This is a genomic window from Bradyrhizobium sp. CSA207 (assembly GCF_029051685.1).
In the GTDB taxonomy this organism is placed as follows: domain Bacteria; phylum Pseudomonadota; class Alphaproteobacteria; order Rhizobiales; family Xanthobacteraceae; genus Bradyrhizobium.
This window is the reverse complement of the sequence record NZ_JAACFT010000072.1, coordinates 1-16,299: the sequence shown is the minus strand read 5'-3', so window position 1 is coordinate 16,299 and position 16,299 is coordinate 1. Positions and strand designations below refer to the sequence as shown.

Below are 16,299 nucleotides of genomic sequence, written 5' to 3'. Positions count from 1 at the left end.
GCTCAACATCGCTTCAGCGATAATAGCCGGGCTCCAGACCCTGATGTTCCGACCAAAAGCTGGTTTCTGCCTGGAATTCGGTTCGCCCGCTTAGTGGGGTACGCAAAACAAATTCCTGCCCAGTCTCGAAGCGTAATCCGGGATCACTCGTAGTTTGGAGCGGCGTCGGTCCCGGATTGCGCTTCGCTCCATCCGGGCTACGGGAAAGCGCCGCGGATAGAATTACGGCTCGACCGGCGTTCCCGCCGGCCGCGCAATCCCCTTCTCGCCGGCGACCTGCCGCAGCAGGTCCGGGCGGTCCGATATGATGCCGTCGACGCCGGTCTCGATCATGCGCGCCATGTCTTCTGGCTTGTTGACCGTCCAGACCACGACGCGCAGTCCGAGCGAATGGGCTTCCGCGATCAGCGCGGCGGTCACGTCGCCGAAATTGGGCGACCAGATCGCGCCGCCGGCGGCCTTGATCGTCCGCGGCAGCGAGCCGCCGTGATCGGCGGGGCTGAAGCCCGCCGTCCAGTTGCTGGCCTTGTCGAGCACGACGGTCGGCGCCGAGCCGCGCTGGAGCGTCAGGTACACGGTCGGAATTCCCGGTGCCCGCTGCTGGACCAGCAGCAGGGTCCGCCAGTCGAACGACTGGATCATGACGCGCTCGGCAAATCCTTCGGCCTCGATCACTCCAAGCAGCTTTGCGACAAAACCTTGCGGATCGAGCGACTCCTCCGGATGGCCCGGATCGATCTTGGTCTCGATGTTGAAGCGCACGCGCGTGTTGCCGGATTTTCGGACGAGCGCGAACACCTCGCGCAAGGTGGGAATGCGCGTTCCAGGTATGGCGCGTTGATCAGGGAATTGCTTTGCGTAGGCACTGTCCGGCCGGATCTGACCAACGTCGTAGGTCCTGACTGCGGCGAATTGCAATTTCACGAACGGCGTACCGGGCGGTGTCACATAGGCGCCGGTCGTATCCCGGGCGAGATCGGGATTGAGCCCGCGCTCATGCGATACGACGACCTCGCCATCGGCGGTCACGCCGACGTCGAGCTCCAGCGTGTCCACGCCCATCGACAGCGCATTGGCGAAGGCCGGCAGCGTGTTCTCCGGCAACAGCGCCCGCCCGCCGCGATGCGCCTCGAGATCGAAGGCCGAGTCGGATCCCATGGCCCTTCCCGTCATGAGAAGTGAGAGCAGAGTCAAAATGATCGCAGCAAATGATGGCATGGCGGCTCGGAGGGCAAGCGAAAACGGTAGTTGTCAATTTGGCCGGAGCGCCGCAGCATTGCAGGTTGGGACTGTTGCTTCCCTGCGTCGGTGTGCCGCTCAATCCATGCACAGATTACCGCAATTTCCTGCGGTCGTCAGCGTGCGCAGCCACCGAGTGCGGTAGCTGCGTCAGGTCACATCAGTTCTGGTAGTAATTGTAGCCGCCGCGCGGCTGATAATACGGCCGGGGTTGCTGCTGATAGTAGTAGCCCTGCTGCTGGCCGTAGCCCTGGTCGTAGGACGGCTGCGGCTGCGGCGGATAGACCTGCGCGCCGTAGACGCGGTTGGTGCGCGGTGCCGGGTAGCGCGCGCCGGTATCGCTGCCGTCGGCCGGATAGATGTAGTTGTCGTCCTGCGGCATGTAGCGGCGGGCGGGCTGCGCCGGCGGCGTCAGAGTGACGGGATCGCCGACAGCACTATACTGCTCGTCGGCCGGCTGTTGGGCGCGGGCCACGGCATTGTTGGTGCGGCCGCGCGGATTGCGGGCTAGCGCCACCTGCGCCGAGCCGGTCAGCGTCACCGTGGTGTTGAGCACGCCCTGTTCTTGCACCAGCGCATAGAGCGTCGATGCATTCTGGCGCGACAGCCGCACGCAGCCATGGGAAGCCGGTGTACCGAGCCGGCCCACCGAATCTGTGCCGTGGATGGCGTGCCCGATCTTGGTGAAGAAGATCGCGTGCGGCATCGGCGCGTCGTCGAATTCCTTGGAGTAGTGGTCCTCTTCCATGCGGAAGGCGCGGAACGCGCCGTTCGGTGTTTCGCGCGAGGGAATGCCGGTCGACACCGGCCAGTGATAGCGCGCGACGCCGTCGATGGCGACGGTCAGCTGCTGATTGTCCTTGTCGATGGTGATGTCGACCTTGGCCTGCGCGGCGCCCGCGCTCAAAAGCATCAACGAGCTGAAAGCAATGAAATAGGAACGCATCTGGAAACGCATTTGAGGAAGACGCATTTGAATCCTGGCCTCCGGCCTGTTCACGCAAATGCCGCGGCTCTCCGTCCCCGGCGTGCACTATGCCTGCAATCCGGCTTTCGTTCCAGCGGCCTGCCCGCCCATCGTTAACGTGATGGCGGGCGTAAGCAAGGCCGCTCTGTGCCGCGCCGCCCGCGGCGGTGCTGACATTTTCGCGAGCGGGCCAGCGCGTTCGGACGCCGACAATTCGTCACAAAGGCGCAACCATTTGGCCGCCCCAGGCGTTGAGAATGACCTGCCTCGACACGCGGCTTTCGCCGCCATTTAGCCCTTGTACTTCCTTTGGGACCGAATATGAACAAAGCCCGTATCACAGCTGCGCAATGGCCGGCTGGTTTGCCTGTCCGCTTGTTTTTCGCAGCCGCCGCCATCCTCCTTGCGCTGTTATTGCTACCGCAATCCGGCCATGCCCAGGGCATCGTCCGCGGCGCCCAGGAGGGCTCTTATGAAGGCAACCGCATTGCTGGCCCGGTGGGCGGCGTGGTCGGAGGCGCGGTCGGCGCCGGTGTCGGCGGCGCCGTGGGCGCGGTCGAGGGCGTGTTCGGCATTCCCCATCGTCGCTATTACCACCGCTGCCGCGGGTACTATGACGGGTATCACCGCTTTCACTGCTATCGGTGATGTCGCCGTAGCCCGGATGGAGCGCAGCGTAATCCGGGGTCGTGCCGCAAGCTGCGCTGGTCCCGGATTTCGCTGCGCTTCATCCGGGCTACGGACGCTCGATCAGTTCTTTAGCCGGTAACCGGTCCGGAAAATCCACCAGATCACCACCAGACAGATCACCAGGAACGCCAGCGTCATGCCGAAGCTGACGGACAAGCTGACGTCGGCGATCTCGTAGAAGCTCCAGCGGAAGCCCGAGATCAGGTAGACCACCGGGTTGAGCAGCGCCACCGTGCGCCAGGCCGGCGGTAGCATGTCGACGGAATAGAAGCTGCCGCCGAGGAAGGTCAGCGGCGTCACCACCAGCATCGGGATCATCTGGAGCTTTTCGAAGCCGTCAGCCCAGATGCCGATGATGAAGCCGAACAGGCTGAAGGTGACCGCCGTCAGCATCAGGAAGACCAGCATCCAGACCGGATGGTGGATGTGCAGCGGCACGAACAGGCCGGCCGTCGCCAGGATGATAAGGCCCAAGATGATCGACTTGGTCGCGGCCGCTCCGACATAGCCGAGCACGATTTCGAAATAAGAAATCGGCGCCGACAGGATCTCGTAGATCGTGCCGACGAATTTCGGGAAGTAGATGCCGAACGAGGCATTGGCGATGCTCTGCGTCAGGACAGAAAGCATGATCAGGCCCGGCACGATGAAGGTGCCGTAGCTGACGCCCTCGACCTGGCTGATGCGCGAGCCGATGGCGGCGCCGAACACCACGAAATAGAGCGAGGTCGAGACCACCGGCGAGACGATGCTTTGCAGCAGCGTGCGCCAGGTGCGTGCCATTTCGAACAGGTAGATGGCGCGGACAGCGCGGTAGTTCATGACGTCCTCACGAGGTCGACGAAGATGTCCTCGAGCGACGATTGCGTCGTGTCGAGATCGTTGAAGCGGATGCCGGCCGTGCGGAGGTCGCCGAGCAGGCTGGTGATGCCGGTGCGCTCGCCCTTGGTGTCGTAGTCGTAGATCAGCGTCGCGCCACTGTCGCAGAGGTCGAGCTTGTAGGGGCTGAGGCTCTCCGGCAGCGTGCTGAGCTTGCCCTGCAAGTGCAGCGTCAGCCGCTTCTTGCCGAGCTTCTGCATCAAGGTCGCCTTGTCCTCGACCAGCACGATCTCGCCCTTGTTGATGACGCCGATGCGGTCGGCCATCTCCTCGGCTTCCTCGATGTAGTGCGTGGTGAGGATGATGGTGACGCCGGATTGCTGGAGCGTGCGGACCACCTCCCACATGCCCTTGCGCAGCTCGACGTCGACGCCCGCGGTCGGCTCGTCCAGAAACAGGATCTGCGGCTCGTGCGACAGCGCCTTGGCGATCATCACGCGGCGCTTCATGCCGCCGGAGAGCGTGATGATCTTGTTGTCCTTCTTGTCCCAGAGCGAGAGGTCCTTGAGCACCTTCTCGATATGGGCCGGGTTCTTCGGCTTGCCAAACAGGCCGCGGGAGAAGCTGACGGTCGCCCACACGCTCTCGAAGGCGTCGGTGTGCAGTTCCTGCGGCACCAGCCCGATCAGCGAGCGCGCCTTGCGGTAGGAGGTCTGGATGTTCTCGCCGCCGACCAGGACCTTGCCTTCGCTCGGATTGGCGATGCCGCAGATGATCGAGATCAGCGTGGTCTTGCCCGCACCGTTCGGGCCGAGCAGCGCAAAGATCTCGCCGCGCTTGATATCGAGATTGACGTTCTTGAGCGCCTTGAAGCCGGACCCATAGGTCTTCGACAAATTGGCGACGGAGATGATGGAGGACATGATGGCCGGCGGATTGGGGAAGGGGGCTGGAACCCGTCCCGGGAGGGGCGGCACAGCGGAGCCCTGAGATAGGAATGCCATTGCCCGGTCGCAATTCCCCGGAGAAAAATGACCTCAAAACGGGCCCTTCGGTGGCAGGTTTCAGGCAAGTGTTGCGCAACAGTCACGGGCTGCGGCTAAGATTGTCGCTCACGCGGCTCTTTGTTGCGTCTGCGAGCAGGCCATGGCTACGATTCCGGCCAATTGCAAAGCATGTGTCCCCGGGGAAAAGATCAATGAGACCGAACGGCCGTCACGCAGCCGGCGCGAGCCAGTTGTCCGCCATCCGTGTGTGGGCGATGGCCCTGCTCCTGCTGTCAGCTGTTGCCTTGAGCCCGACCACCGCCAAGGCCGCGCCGAGCCAGGCGGCCGCCACGACCCATGTCTACCTGCTCCGCGGCGTGCTCAATATCTTCTCGCTCGGGCTCGACACTATCGGCGCCCGGCTCGAGGCGCAGGGCATTCCGGTAACGGTCGCCAATTTCGTCTCCTGGTCCTCGCTGGCCGATGAAGCCGCGACCGCCTACAAGGCCGGCCGGCTCAAGACCATCGTGCTGGTCGGGCACTCCTCCGGCGCCACTGCCCTGCCCGACATGATCGCCAAGCTCAACCGTCTCGGCGTGCCCGTGAAGCTCGCGATCGGGCTCGACTCTGTGTTCAAGACCAAGCTCACCACCGGCGCCGAGCGCTACATCAACATCTATATCGGCGACGGTCCCGGCGAGCCGGTGAAGCGTGCCGACGGTTTCCGCGGCAAGCTCGACAATGTCGACCTGCGCGGCTCCGGCGTCGGCCACATCACGATCGACAAGAACGAGGCGATCCAGCGCCGCGTGATCGCCGAGATCGACGCCGCGATCATGCGCTCGCGCGCACCGGCACCGGTTGCCGAACCCGGCGCGCCCAGGCAGGCGCGCTCGGCGGCGGCGACCACGACTCCGGCAAGGAACTAGCCCATCAGCTCGGGTTCGACGCCCCAAATTCCACCCAATCGGTGGTCACTAAGCCACTGGCGGACGGCCTTTGCCTTCCGTGGTGGGACTGCTGGACTGATGATTGACACTAGGCGAATTGTGGTGCTGTCAGCGGTTGCGCTGCTCGCCTTCAGCGCCGGCATGGCTGCGGCGTCACCTGCCAAGACGAAGCCCGTCGCGGTCGCGCCCGCCGCCTCGCCGCCGCCTCCACCGCCCGAGCCGCTACCGCCGCCGAAAATCTACCTGTTCCGAGGCGCCATGGGGCCGATCTTCTCGACCGGCATGGACCGGCTCAGCGAGAAACTGACGCAGGCCGGTTTTTCGGCCGACGTCTACGAATTCACCATCTGCCGATGGATCGGCGACCGCGCCATCTCCAGCTACAAGGAGGCGCCGGCGCCGATCGTGCTGATCGGGCACTCGATGGGCGGGCTGTGTTCGGTGGTCATCTCCGAGATGGCGGCCAAGGAGAACATCCCGATCAGCCTCGTCATCACCATCGACCCCGCGCATGCCACCGGCGACGTGCCGCTCAATGTCGAGCGCTTCATCAACATCTTCCTTTCCGACAGCGTGCTCGGCGGCGGCGACGTCGTGACCAAGCCCGGCTATCGCGGCCATTATGCGAGCTACGACCTGAAGGAGAACGCGCGAGTCTCACACATCAACATCGAGAAGTCGGACAACATCCACCGCCAGATCCTCGACATGGTGACGCAGTTGCCGCGTATCCCGGCGCAGACTCAGGCCGATGCGGTGCCGCTGCGCTATCTCGTGCCCGCCGGCACGCTGGTCGAATTGTGGGACAGCGGCGTGCGGCTGCCCGTACGCCGCGGTGACACCATGGAGAGCATCGCCGCGGCTAATCGCGTGCCGCTGTGGTCGCTCGCGCAGAGCAACTCGCTGCCGGAGAGCGCACCACTCACCCCCGGCCAGTCCATCATCGTCCCGCGCCACCTGACGCCGCCCGAGCCGGCGGCTGCGATGGCGACTCCGAACCGGCGGTAACCCGAGATCGGTCTGAGTGGAAGCCAAGAACGTATGCTCCTTCTCCGCCTGGGGGCGAGCGTTAGGTGAACATTCGGCGATGAGTCGTCGGCATGTGCATCTTCAGCAGACCAAGGTCACACCAGGAGATCGTGCAGCACATGATGTTCGGCTAAATGGCCCACAGCGTGAGTGCCATGATCCAGCTGCGAATCCTCGCCGGCTGTCGCGGCTCCACCATGTCCGTCGGGTTGTGTCGTGCCTTCGTGATGATTGGGCGGCGACGGGATATCGTTCACAAACGCGATGCTCGGTGTTTCAGTCGTCGGATTCGCGAAATTGAAGGAATCGGGTCCGTGCGGATTTGCCTGCGAGTTTCCGTGTGAGCCGGGCGCGCCATCTGTCGCAGAATGCAGGTGGGAATTAGGCCCGTTTGGGCCCTCAGTTGGAGCATGCCTCTGTTCGCTTGCTTGAGGGGAAATCGAATGAGCGCTGCCGCCGTTCCCGAGGCCTTTCTGGGAGGCGTCATCAAGCGCACTCCCGGGATCGGCAAAGCCCGCACGGCCATGAGCCTCCGCGGTCTTGCCGTCACCGAGATGTTGGTCGATCGCAAGGAGTGCATCCGGCATGATGAAAGACACGGCATGATTTCCCTCCGCCATGCCGGGCGCTCCGATTCCGTTCGGATGGATGCTGTCGTCGGTCCCGGCTTGTTCGAAGGCGAATTTGAAGGAGTCCGTCGATAGCGAACCGATTGCCGGTTCCGAGAGGCCGGATTGGGTTGCAGTCTCGCCCGAGGTGGAAGGGGTGAGCTCGTTGCTCCACCCGCTGTAATCCCGATCGAAATCGAAGGAATAGTTCAGATCGATTGCGGTTGAGCTTCCGTCGAACGAAAGAGAACCGCTGTTCGTCGAGTCAGTGGAGGTGTCGGAAGTGCTGAGCGCAATGACGATCGTGTCGCTTTGCGTGACTGCGGTCGGATCGATGGTGTCGTTCACCGCCAAGGCCGGTGTCGCGGTTTGGTCCACGATGAAGTCCGACGAATCGATGGTCGCGATACCCTGGAGATGAACTTCCAGCAGGCTGGAATCGCCGATCTGGAGGGTTTGGTCGGTCGGATTGACATACACAATGGTTTCATTGGCTGAGCTGTCGTAAATCCACGCGATGGTGTGGGGCGGCACGGACGCGCTTGTCGAGGTCAATGCCAGGATCACGAACCCTAGCGCGCCGATAGCCGTCAAATCGATCCTGTCGGCTCCCGATCTGAAATCGGTGATCGTATCGAACCGGCCAGCACGGGAATCTGCCGCCGATAGATAGACGAAGACATCATTGCCATTGCCGCCCGTGAGCTGGTCCGGACCGAACCCGCCGATGATGGTGTCGTTCTCGTTGCTGCCGTCGATATCGTCTCGCCCCGAACCACCGTAGATGAGGTCGTCCCCGTTATTGCCCTTGATCGTATCGTTGCCAGATCCGCCAAAGATGGTGTCGTTCACGCCGGTGCCGTTAAGGGTGTCGTCACCGGCGCCCCCATAAATGGTTTGGGGAATGCTGCCGCCACCGGCGATGCTGTCGTGTCCGGGAGTGCCGTAGATAAACGGGGGATCGGATACGACGGTGGTTCCTGTTGCCAAATTGTCGAAGTCATTGGGGTCCGCGTCGCTGGCACCATGGATGGCGATCGTCACCTCTTGCGTGGTGCCGTCGATGGTCGTCACCGTGAAATGATCGGTGAGCGTATCGCCGACATCCAGTGCGTCCACCAGGCCGTTGTTGTTGTCGAGCGTATAAGTCCATATTCCGGACGCGGTCATCGTGAAAGTGCCGTAGCCGCCGTCGCTTGCAGTGGGCGATGTCACCGCTGTAAAGGTGTTGGCCGGATTGTCGATGTCGGCATCAGTGAGCGTGCCGGTCGCGACTGGCGTGCCGGAGGAGATGCCGCCGGCTTCGAGCACCGAGCTCGTCGTGGTTCCGGAAATGACGGCGGCGTCATTCGTGCCGTTGATCGTGATTGTCACCAGCTGCGGCGTACCGTCGACCGTCGTTACGGTGAACTGATCGATCAGAGTATCGCCGACATTGAGCGCCTGCACCGTGCCATTACTGTTGTCGAGCGTGTAGGCCCATGTGCCCAGCGCCGTCATCGTGAAGGTGCCGAAGCCGCCCGCGCTCGTCTTTGGGGTGCTTATCGGGGTGAAGGTGTTGGACGAATTGTCAGGATCGACATCGGTCAACGTGCCGGTCGCGGTCGGCATACCAGGCGTACCGTTGGCTACACCTCCGGCCTCGATCACCGAGCCGGACGCCGTTCCGGAAATGACCGCCCCATCGTTGCTGCCATTGATGGTGATCGTCACTGTCTGTGCCGTGCCGTCGACCGTGGTCACCGTGAAGCTGTCGGTCAGCGTGTCGCCATTGTTGAGCGCCTGCACCACGGTACTGGTATTGTCGAGCGTGTAAGTCCACCCGCCGGCCGCAGTGATCGTGAAGCTGCCATAGCCATGCGCGCTGGGTGCCGGGGAGCCGACCGGCACGAACATGTTGGCCGGATTGTCGACATCCGCGGCGGCAAGTGTGCCCGTCGCGATCGGTGCGCCGGGCGAAGCGCCGCTTGCCTCGACGACTGAACCGGTTGCGGTGCCGGAGATGACGGCGGCGTCGTTGCTGCCCTGGATCGTGATCGTCACGACCTGGGGGGTGCCGTCGACGCTGGTCACCGTCAGCGTGTCGGTCAGGGTGTCGCCGACATTCAGGGCCTGTACTGTGCTGTTGCCATTGTCGAGCGTGTAGGTCCACACTCCGCCGGCTGTCATCGTGAAATAGCCGTAGCCGCCCGCGCTCCTGGTCGGCGAACTGACCGCCGTGAAGGCGTTGGGCGGATTGTCGACATCCGTGTCCGTAAGCGTGCCGGTTGCGCTGTGTGTGCCCGGCGCCGCATTGGCGACGCCGCCCGCTTCCACCACTATGCCAGCGGCGTTGCCTGAGATAGTGGCCGTGTCGTTGACGCCGTTGATGCTGACGACGAAGGTTTGACTCGTCGAGAGCTCGCCGTCCGAGACCGTGACGACGAAGCTCGTGGTCGTCGGCGACGACAGGGCATTGATCGCATCATTGTTCGGAACAAAAGTGTAGGCGCCGGATACGCTATTGAGATAGAGGGTGCCATACGGACCGGTCTGCGAAAGATCGTATGTCACTCCATTCAGTACCGTGGTGCCGACCGTACCTCCGCTGAGACCGTAGGTGAGGGCGCCATTGAGCGGGCTGCTGGCGGTAAAGGTACCGCTTGTCGCAGTGAATTCGTCGAACGTGATCGTGTCGATTTCGATTGGCCCGGTCGGCAGGTTCAGTGTCGGCGGCGGCAGCACGATCAAGGGGATGTCGAACGGCTGCAGTGGTAGAGCCAGATTTGGCGGCGCAGTCGTGCTATCCGATGTGAAGTTGATGTGCTGCAGCGCGAGCGAACTGCCGAAAGGTGGCGTGCCGGATCCTGTCGGACCTCGCGTGAAATTGGCAAGCACGTCCTGTTGGGCCGCCTGCAGCTCCTCCATGCGGGCAGCACTGTTCGCAACCTGGTTCACGCTGATCGAGGAGCCGATCCTTTTCAGGACGATGGTCTCGCCTGGATCTTCGACGATGATGTGTCGCGGCACCGGCTCCTTGGTGATGAGCTCGAATGCGCCGTGCTGCAGGTCCTTGTAAGCGATCGTATCGTCATCCAAAAACGTGGCGTCCGGGTCTGCGGCTTGTGCGTCCTCCATCATCGAGAAGGTCAAGGCCGCAAGCGTCAGGATGCCGAACCCCGTCGCATAGGAGCGGCCACGAATGCTTCCAAGAGGGGTGTCGACCGTGAGAGTGCCGCCGTTTGCCGGCCGGCCGGCAGCGAATGCAAAGCTTCCGCTGGTGACCGCAACAACGGTCGAACACGAAGCGCCATCGGAATCGGCTGCGAATTGGCGCAACTCGATGCGAGCTCGGCTGGAGACATTGAATATGCTGTCGTTGAGAAATCGTATCCGGGCCTGTGCATCCGCACCAGTTTCGATTACGTCATTGCGATAGACAAGGTCGCCGTCGCTGACCTGAATCGTTGCACCGCCGTCGCGCGTGAGAGTGACGCAACCAAACGCAGTCTCGACTATGCCGATGACCTGGAGAGGTAAAGCCGTAACAACCCCATCCTGGGGTCCAACGCCTGAAGCAACTAACATGGTTCTGGCCTCGCGTGCCGGATAACTCGCGCTTGGCGCGGTGCCGCGGTCTTCTTATCGGTTTTGCCTACGCCACGGGGGCAATTTTTGGCGCTAGCAACCCCAGGCCTGCACGCCGAAGACGTTTGATGAAAAAACTGATCTCTATAGGTATAGGTTAGACGAAGGCAGGTTCACGCGCGATGCGGCCTCTCGACGCGATCGCAATTTGGCTCTCAAGAAGTTGACGACCGAGCGGCGCGAAATTTAGCTCGCCTTCGCTGGCCAGGCAAACAGCTTGGGGCTAAGATCAAGCAATAGATGATACTTTTTCTGGAGGGCTGGTCCGCAGGACCGATCCAGGTTGTAGATACTCACGATACAAGACTTGCGGGCTTGGCCGGGGCTGACAGAGCTCGCATCAAGCGGCACGCAAGCCAGATCTTCTCGGAAGGGGCGGATCATGTGCAGGCATTTGATCGCAGCTTTGGTGACTGGTTTCGTTTGGGCATCCGCGAGCGTTCTTGCTGCGCCAGCGCAAGCTCAGGTCAATCCCGTGAAGCCCGACCTTCAGGAAGTTGCGCCAAGACCAATCGGCAAAGTCGTAGCCGTTGCAGGTTCGGTCACGATCGAGCACGCAGGTGCGGTCGTCGTTCAGGCGAACCTTCCCGATCAGACCTCTCAAACCAAGGCCGGCGATGTCGTGTATCTGCGCGACGTGGTGCGAACCGGGGCGGACAGCCGGGTCAGCATCAATTTCAATGATGGCTCGTCGTTCAATCTGTCGAGCAACGCGCGTATGACATTGGATGAGTATGTGTACGAGCCGGACGGCAAGTCCAACGCGACGTTTTTCAATCTGGCCAGAGGAACGGCCACATTTGTTGCCGGCCAGGTCGCGAAGACCGGCGATATGAAAGTCGATACGCCGGTTGCAACGATGGGAATCCGAGGCACCACGCCGCACATCGAAATTTCGGATGACGGCGCGGTCAAGTTTTCGACTCTTATCGAAGAGGGCAAGAGCAAATTGGTCAAGAAGCGCGTGGCTGCTACGGTGCGGCAGCCCGAGCAGGAGAGCGGTCCCAGGCTGAAGATATGCAGAGGTTGCTGAAGCGAACTTCGAGGCGAGCCTCTTCTCCTCTCCCCGTTGCGGCATGCGAAACATCCGAGGCGCTGTTCCGCCAATTTCAGCGAGGCCTGACACGGACATGACTGTGAGGGCTGCCATCGTCGACGGCGTCGCGTCCATTCTCGTCCTGCTGGCGCTCGGTTCGCCGGCGGCGGCGCAGCAGCTGCAGAAGAATAGCCACCTCAAGAGCATTGAGCAGTGCAACGGTACGGACCGCCTCCCGATCCAAGCCCGGATCGTCGGTTGTACGGCGCTGATCAATTCGGGTGATGCCAAGGCGGATGCACTGGCTCTGGCTTACAACAATCGTGGCAACGCTTATACCGCAGCTGCAGAATATGACCGTGCGATCAGTGATTTCGATCGCGCGATCGAACTCGCTTCAGGCTACGTCAAGCCGGTGAATAATCGCGGTGTCGCCTATTTGAGAAAGGGAGCTTATGGCGATGCGGTCAAGGCTTTCGACGAGGCAATTAGGCGCAACCCGACTTATGGCAGGGCCTTCGCCAACCGCGCGGAAGCCCACCTGAAACTGAACCAGTATGATCGGGCCGCATTGGATTTCGACGAGGCCATTCGTCTCGATCCGAATTTGACGCTGGCGAGGAGCGGACGCTGCTGGACCCGGGCGGTCATCGGCGATTTACAGGGCGGGCTCGACGACTGCGACAGGGCGATTCAGTCGGGATCGAAAGATGCCGCGACATACGATTCACGTGCGCTGATCCATCTGAAGATGGGCCAGCTCGCCGCGGCGATTGACGACTACAATTCGGCGTTGCGCCTGGCGCCAAACCTGGCGAGCGCGCTCTATGGCCGCGGATTGGCCAAGCTCAGGCTGGGCGACAAAGCCGGCGGCGATCGCGACGTCTCGGCAGCAAAGCTCATCGAGCTTAAGGTCGGCGACGAGTTCGCGCGCCATGGCGTACAGTGACGCCATGATTGGTCCACCGAAATTCGCGTTGATGTCGAATAGGTAGACCAGAAGATCTCTGAGGCATTGCGAACCGCAATGCCTTGCGGGCTCGACGCTCCTCGCATCAAGCCTCGCCGTCTGGCATCGAATGGTCCTCCGATCGCCGGCTCTCCAACGCCTGCTAGACGTTAGCCCCGTGGATCGCGTCGATCACGGCGTCGGTCACCTCCCGCGTCGTCGCTTTGCCGCCGACGTCCGGGGTCAGCACGCCGGCGGCGCAGACGCGCTCGACTGCCGCCATCAGCCGCACCGCCGCATCCTTCTCGCCGAGATGCTCTAGCATCTGCGCGCCGGTCCAGAACGTTGCGACCGGATTGGCGATGCCCTTGCCCGTGATGTCGAAGGCCGAACCGTGGATCGGTTCGAACATCGAGGGGAAGCGGCGCTGCGGATCGATGTTGCCGGTCGGCGCCACGCCGAGGCTGCCGGCGAGCGCGCCGGCGAGGTCCGAGAGGATGTCGGCGTGGAGGTTGGTTGCAACGATGGTGTCGAGGCTCTTCGGATGCAGCGTCATGCGCACGGTCATGGCGTCGACCAGCATCTTGTCCCAGGTCACGTCGGGGAATTCGGCCGCGACTTCGGCCGCGATCTCGTCCCACATCACCATGCCGTGGCGCTGCGCGTTCGACTTGGTCACCACGGTCAGGAACTTGCGCGGCCGCGACTGCGCGAGCTTGAACGCGTAGCGCATGATCCGCGTCACGCCGACGCGAGTAAACACCGCGACCTCGGTGCCGACCTCCTCGGGGAGGCCCCTGTGCGCACGGCCACCCATGCCGGCGTATTCGCCTTCCGAATTCTCGCGCACGATCACCCAGTCGAGATCGCCGACGCCGACATTGCGCAGCGGCGAAGCGACGCCGGGCAATATCTTGGTCGGCCGCACGTTCGCGTATTGGTCAAAACCTTGGCAGATCGGCAGGCGCAGGCCCCACAGCGTGATGTGATCGGGCACGTCCGGCGCGCCGACCGCGCCGAAATAGATCGCGTCGAACTTCTTGAGCTCGGTAAGGCCGTCGGCCGGCATCATGACGCCGTGCTTCTTGTAATAGTCCGAGCCCCAGTCGAACGTCTTGATGGTGAAGGCGAGGTCGCCGCTGCGTTTTGCCAGAGCCTCCAGAACGCGAACGCCGGCGGAGATGACCTCGGGGCCGATTCCGTCGGCGGGAATTGCTGCGATCGAATGGGTACGCATGGAGTGCTCCGTTTCAGAGATCAATGGGATTGCGTGACGGGTTCGACGGCCGTGGTTTTCGCGCGCGACAATAGCAGGGTGAGGACCGCCGAGAGAACGAGCAGGCCGGCACGACATGCCGGGTTCACGCCGGCAGCGAACCTAGACGAGCGCAGGACGCAAACTCAATTGGCGCTGGTTTATACAAAAAAATGATATAATCCATCCCGGGATAGACGAGAGGCGGAAGATGGAATTGCATCAGCTCCGATGCTTCGTGGCGGCGGCCGAACAGCTGCATTTCGGCCGCGCTGCGCAGCATCTCCAGACGCTGCCCTCCGCCCTCGGCCGCCAGATCAGGCTGCTGGAGGAGGATCTGGGTACGCGGCTGTTCGCGCGGACGACGCGCGCGGTCTCGCTTACCGAGGACGGTGCCACGCTGCTGCGCGATGCGCGCGCCATCCTTGCCCGCGTCGAGGCGGTCGAGACCAACCTGCGCAACCGCTCGCGCGCAGGGGCCGCACGGCGGCTGCGGGTCGGAGCGATCGACAGCGCGGCGGCCGGGCTGTTGCCGGCGCTGCTGCGCGATTTCCGCGCCAAGCATCCGGAGATCGCGGTGCAGCTTCTCGAAGACAAAACCGTCCGGCTGCTGCCGAAAATCCTGACCGGTGCGCTCGATCTCGCTTTCGTACGTCCGCCCGACCGCCCGGACAAGCGGCTGGAATTCCGTCATCTGCTCCAGGAGACCGCGATCGTGGCGTTCCCGCAGCGGCACGCGCTGGCGGGACGCAAATCGATCACGCTGACCGACATCGCCGATGAACCGATGCTGGTGCCGGACCGCCGTTCGCGGCCGCACAGCCATGACCTCACCATCAAACTGTTCGAGCAGGCCGGCCTGACGCCGCGCATCGTGCAGGTCGCCGACGAGAAGCAGACCATCATTCATCTGGTGGCAACGAAACTCGGGGTTGCGATCGTGCCGCGCTGGACGACGCGGATGGCGGTCACCGGCGTGCGCTTCGTGGCGCTCCGGCCAAAGCAGAGCGGTCCTGTCGGCCGGCTGCCTCTTGCTGCGGCATGGCTGCGCGGCTCGCGCGACCCGGCTCGCGATGCGATGCTGTCGGTGCTCGAGGCGCGCCTGGGCAGCTATGCGCGGGGCGCCTGAGGGGCTATGACACCAGCCTCGACAAAAGGTGTGACGCGATGACAGATGAGAGGGCTGCAAAGCCGGACGACTTGCGGGTTGCCATTGCCGGGCTGGGCTCGATCGGCACCAAGATTGCAACCGCGCTCGATCAGGGCATCGAGGGGCTCGCGCTGTCTGCGGTAGCAGTGCGCGATCCCGCAAAGCATCAGGCGTTCCTGAACTCGTTGCGAAAGCCGCCGCAGGTCTTGCCGATCGAACAACTCGGCGAGGCCGCCGACATCGTGGTCGAGTGCGCGCCGAGCAGTCACCTGCGCTCGATCGTCGAGCCCGCGGTGACGCGCGGCAAGGCCGCGGTCGTCGTCAGCGTCGGCGCGCTGCTCGACAATTCCGATCTCATCGATCTGGCGCGGGCCAATGGCGGCCGCATCATCGTGCCGACCGGTGCCCTGATCGGGCTCGATGCCGTCAACGCCGCCGCGATCGGCACCATCCATTCGGTGAAAATGGTCACGCGCAAGCCGATCGACGGCTTGAAGGGCGCGCCATTCATCGTCGCGAACAATATCGATATCGACAATCTGCGTGAGCCGCTGAAACTGTTTGAAGGCACTGCACGCGAGGCCGCCAAAGGTTTTCCGGCCAATCTCAATGTTGCTGTGGCGCTGTCGCTCGCGGGCGTCGGGCCGGATCGCACAATGGTGCAAATCTGGGCCGACCCGACCGTGACGCGCAACGTCCACCGCATCGAGGTCGAGGCGGATTCGGCGCGGTTCTCGATGGGAATCGAGAACATCCCGTCCGAAAATCCAAAGACCGGCCTGATCACCGCCCTGTCCGTGATCGCGCTGCTGCGCAAGCAGCGCGCCACGCTGTGGATCGGGACGTGAGATGCCACGCTCTGCGTCGGGACGTGAGATGCCACGCTCTGCGTCGGGACGTGAGATTAAGAGCGTGATGGTTGAGGTCGAGTTCGGCAACAGCCGCGCTCTCTCCGTTCCCTCCCCCCTTGTGGGGGAGGGAACGGAGAGAGCGC

General features: G+C 62.9%; 13 protein-coding genes. 7 read left to right on the top strand and 6 right to left on the bottom strand.

Annotation, left to right across the window (positions count from 1 at the left end; translation table 11 throughout):
* Positions 1 to 222: 222 nt before the first annotated feature.
* Positions 223 to 1,158, bottom strand: a complete 936-nt coding sequence (locus GWG65_RS39360; RefSeq protein WP_275200781.1) for a glycerophosphodiester phosphodiesterase — start codon at positions 1,156 to 1,158, stop codon at positions 223 to 225.
* Positions 1,159 to 1,399: 241 nt separating this feature from the next.
* Positions 1,400 to 2,185 carry a L,D-transpeptidase gene (locus tag GWG65_RS39355; RefSeq protein ID WP_275200780.1) on the bottom strand — a complete coding sequence of 262 codons (786 nt, stop codon included), beginning with the start codon at positions 2,183 to 2,185 and terminating at the stop codon, positions 1,400 to 1,402.
* 342 nt (positions 2,186 to 2,527) lie between these two features.
* On the opposite strand from GWG65_RS39355, the gene GWG65_RS39350 reads away from it, so the two are divergent.
* Positions 2,528 to 2,854, top strand: coding sequence for a hypothetical protein (locus tag GWG65_RS39350; RefSeq protein ID WP_275200779.1), 327 nt, complete (start codon positions 2,528 to 2,530; stop codon positions 2,852 to 2,854).
* A gap of 102 nt (positions 2,855 to 2,956) precedes the next feature.
* Here GWG65_RS39350 and GWG65_RS39345 read toward each other — a convergent pair whose 3' ends face one another.
* Together GWG65_RS39345 and GWG65_RS39340 are read right to left on the bottom strand one after the other, a co-directional pair.
* Positions 2,957 to 3,718, bottom strand: a complete 762-nt coding sequence (locus GWG65_RS39345; RefSeq protein ID WP_275200778.1) for an ABC transporter permease — start codon at positions 3,716 to 3,718, stop codon at positions 2,957 to 2,959.
* Positions 3,715 to 4,638, bottom strand: coding sequence for an ABC transporter ATP-binding protein (locus GWG65_RS39340; RefSeq protein ID WP_275200777.1), 924 nt, complete (start codon positions 4,636 to 4,638; stop codon positions 3,715 to 3,717). Before GWG65_RS39340 ends, GWG65_RS39345 begins: the two co-directional genes overlap by 4 nt.
* Positions 4,639 to 4,913: 275 nt before the next feature.
* Between GWG65_RS39340 and GWG65_RS39335 the strand changes: the two genes are divergently transcribed.
* Positions 4,914 to 5,630, top strand: a complete 717-nt coding sequence (locus GWG65_RS39335; protein ID WP_275200776.1) for a hypothetical protein — start codon at positions 4,914 to 4,916, stop codon at positions 5,628 to 5,630.
* A 99-nt stretch (positions 5,631 to 5,729) separates the two neighbouring features.
* On the top strand, positions 5,730 to 6,659 hold the full coding sequence (locus tag GWG65_RS39330; protein WP_275200775.1) for a LysM peptidoglycan-binding domain-containing protein: 930 nt from the start codon (positions 5,730 to 5,732) through the stop codon (positions 6,657 to 6,659).
* Between the two features lie 116 nt (positions 6,660 to 6,775).
* Here GWG65_RS39330 and GWG65_RS39325 read toward each other — a convergent pair whose 3' ends face one another.
* Positions 6,776 to 10,855 carry a VCBS domain-containing protein gene (locus tag GWG65_RS39325; RefSeq protein WP_275200774.1) on the bottom strand — a complete coding sequence of 1,360 codons (4,080 nt, stop codon included), beginning with the start codon at positions 10,853 to 10,855 and terminating at the stop codon, positions 6,776 to 6,778.
* A 535-nt stretch (positions 10,856 to 11,390) separates the two neighbouring features.
* On the opposite strand from GWG65_RS39325, the gene GWG65_RS39320 reads away from it, so the two are divergent.
* Together GWG65_RS39320 and GWG65_RS39315 are read left to right on the top strand one after the other, a co-directional pair.
* The gene (locus GWG65_RS39320) at positions 11,391 to 11,948 is read left to right on the top strand and encodes a FecR family protein (protein ID WP_342760715.1); all 558 of its coding nucleotides are present in this window, start codon (positions 11,391 to 11,393) and stop codon (positions 11,946 to 11,948) included.
* Between the two features lie 97 nt (positions 11,949 to 12,045).
* Positions 12,046 to 12,900 (top strand): tetratricopeptide repeat protein, encoded by an 855-nt coding sequence (locus GWG65_RS39315; RefSeq protein WP_275200772.1) that lies wholly within the window; start codon positions 12,046 to 12,048, stop codon positions 12,898 to 12,900.
* A 163-nt stretch (positions 12,901 to 13,063) separates the two neighbouring features.
* Here the strand turns inward: GWG65_RS39315 and GWG65_RS39310 are convergent, their stop codons facing one another.
* The gene (locus tag GWG65_RS39310; RefSeq protein ID WP_275200771.1) at positions 13,064 to 14,137 is read right to left on the bottom strand and encodes a tartrate dehydrogenase; all 1,074 of its coding nucleotides are present in this window, start codon (positions 14,135 to 14,137) and stop codon (positions 13,064 to 13,066) included.
* Positions 14,138 to 14,366: 229 nt separating this feature from the next.
* On the opposite strand from GWG65_RS39310, the gene GWG65_RS39305 reads away from it, so the two are divergent.
* Both GWG65_RS39305 and GWG65_RS39300 read left to right on the top strand, forming a co-directional pair.
* Entirely contained in the window at positions 14,367 to 15,284 is a 918-nt protein-coding gene (locus tag GWG65_RS39305) for a LysR family transcriptional regulator (protein WP_275200770.1), read from the top strand.
* A 38-nt stretch (positions 15,285 to 15,322) separates the two neighbouring features.
* Positions 15,323 to 16,153 (top strand): aspartate dehydrogenase, encoded by an 831-nt coding sequence (locus GWG65_RS39300; protein WP_275200769.1) that lies wholly within the window; start codon positions 15,323 to 15,325, stop codon positions 16,151 to 16,153.
* Positions 16,154 to 16,299: the final 146 nt, after the last annotated feature.

Coding starts and splice junctions, on each gene's coding strand:
- GWG65_RS39360 (WP_275200781.1), bottom strand. CDS start 1,158: ATGGGATCCGACTCGGCCTTCGATCTCGAGGCGCATCGCGGCGGGCGG.
- GWG65_RS39355 (WP_275200780.1), bottom strand. CDS start 2,185: ATGCGTTCCTATTTCATTGCTTTCAGCTCGTTGATGCTTTTGAGCGCG.
- GWG65_RS39350 (WP_275200779.1), top strand. CDS start 2,528: ATGAACAAAGCCCGTATCACAGCTGCGCAATGGCCGGCTGGTTTGCCT.
- GWG65_RS39345 (WP_275200778.1), bottom strand. CDS start 3,718: ATGAACTACCGCGCTGTCCGCGCCATCTACCTGTTCGAAATGGCACGC.
- GWG65_RS39340 (WP_275200777.1), bottom strand. CDS start 4,638: ATGTCCTCCATCATCTCCGTCGCCAATTTGTCGAAGACCTATGGGTCC.
- GWG65_RS39335 (WP_275200776.1), top strand. CDS start 4,914: ATGAGACCGAACGGCCGTCACGCAGCCGGCGCGAGCCAGTTGTCCGCC.
- GWG65_RS39330 (WP_275200775.1), top strand. CDS start 5,730: ATGATTGACACTAGGCGAATTGTGGTGCTGTCAGCGGTTGCGCTGCTC.
- GWG65_RS39325 (WP_275200774.1), bottom strand. CDS start 10,855: ATGTTAGTTGCTTCAGGCGTTGGACCCCAGGATGGGGTTGTTACGGCT.
- GWG65_RS39315 (WP_275200772.1), top strand. CDS start 12,046: ATGACTGTGAGGGCTGCCATCGTCGACGGCGTCGCGTCCATTCTCGTC.
- GWG65_RS39310 (WP_275200771.1), bottom strand. CDS start 14,137: ATGCGTACCCATTCGATCGCAGCAATTCCCGCCGACGGAATCGGCCCC.
- GWG65_RS39305 (WP_275200770.1), top strand. CDS start 14,367: ATGGAATTGCATCAGCTCCGATGCTTCGTGGCGGCGGCCGAACAGCTG.
- GWG65_RS39300 (WP_275200769.1), top strand. CDS start 15,323: ATGACAGATGAGAGGGCTGCAAAGCCGGACGACTTGCGGGTTGCCATT.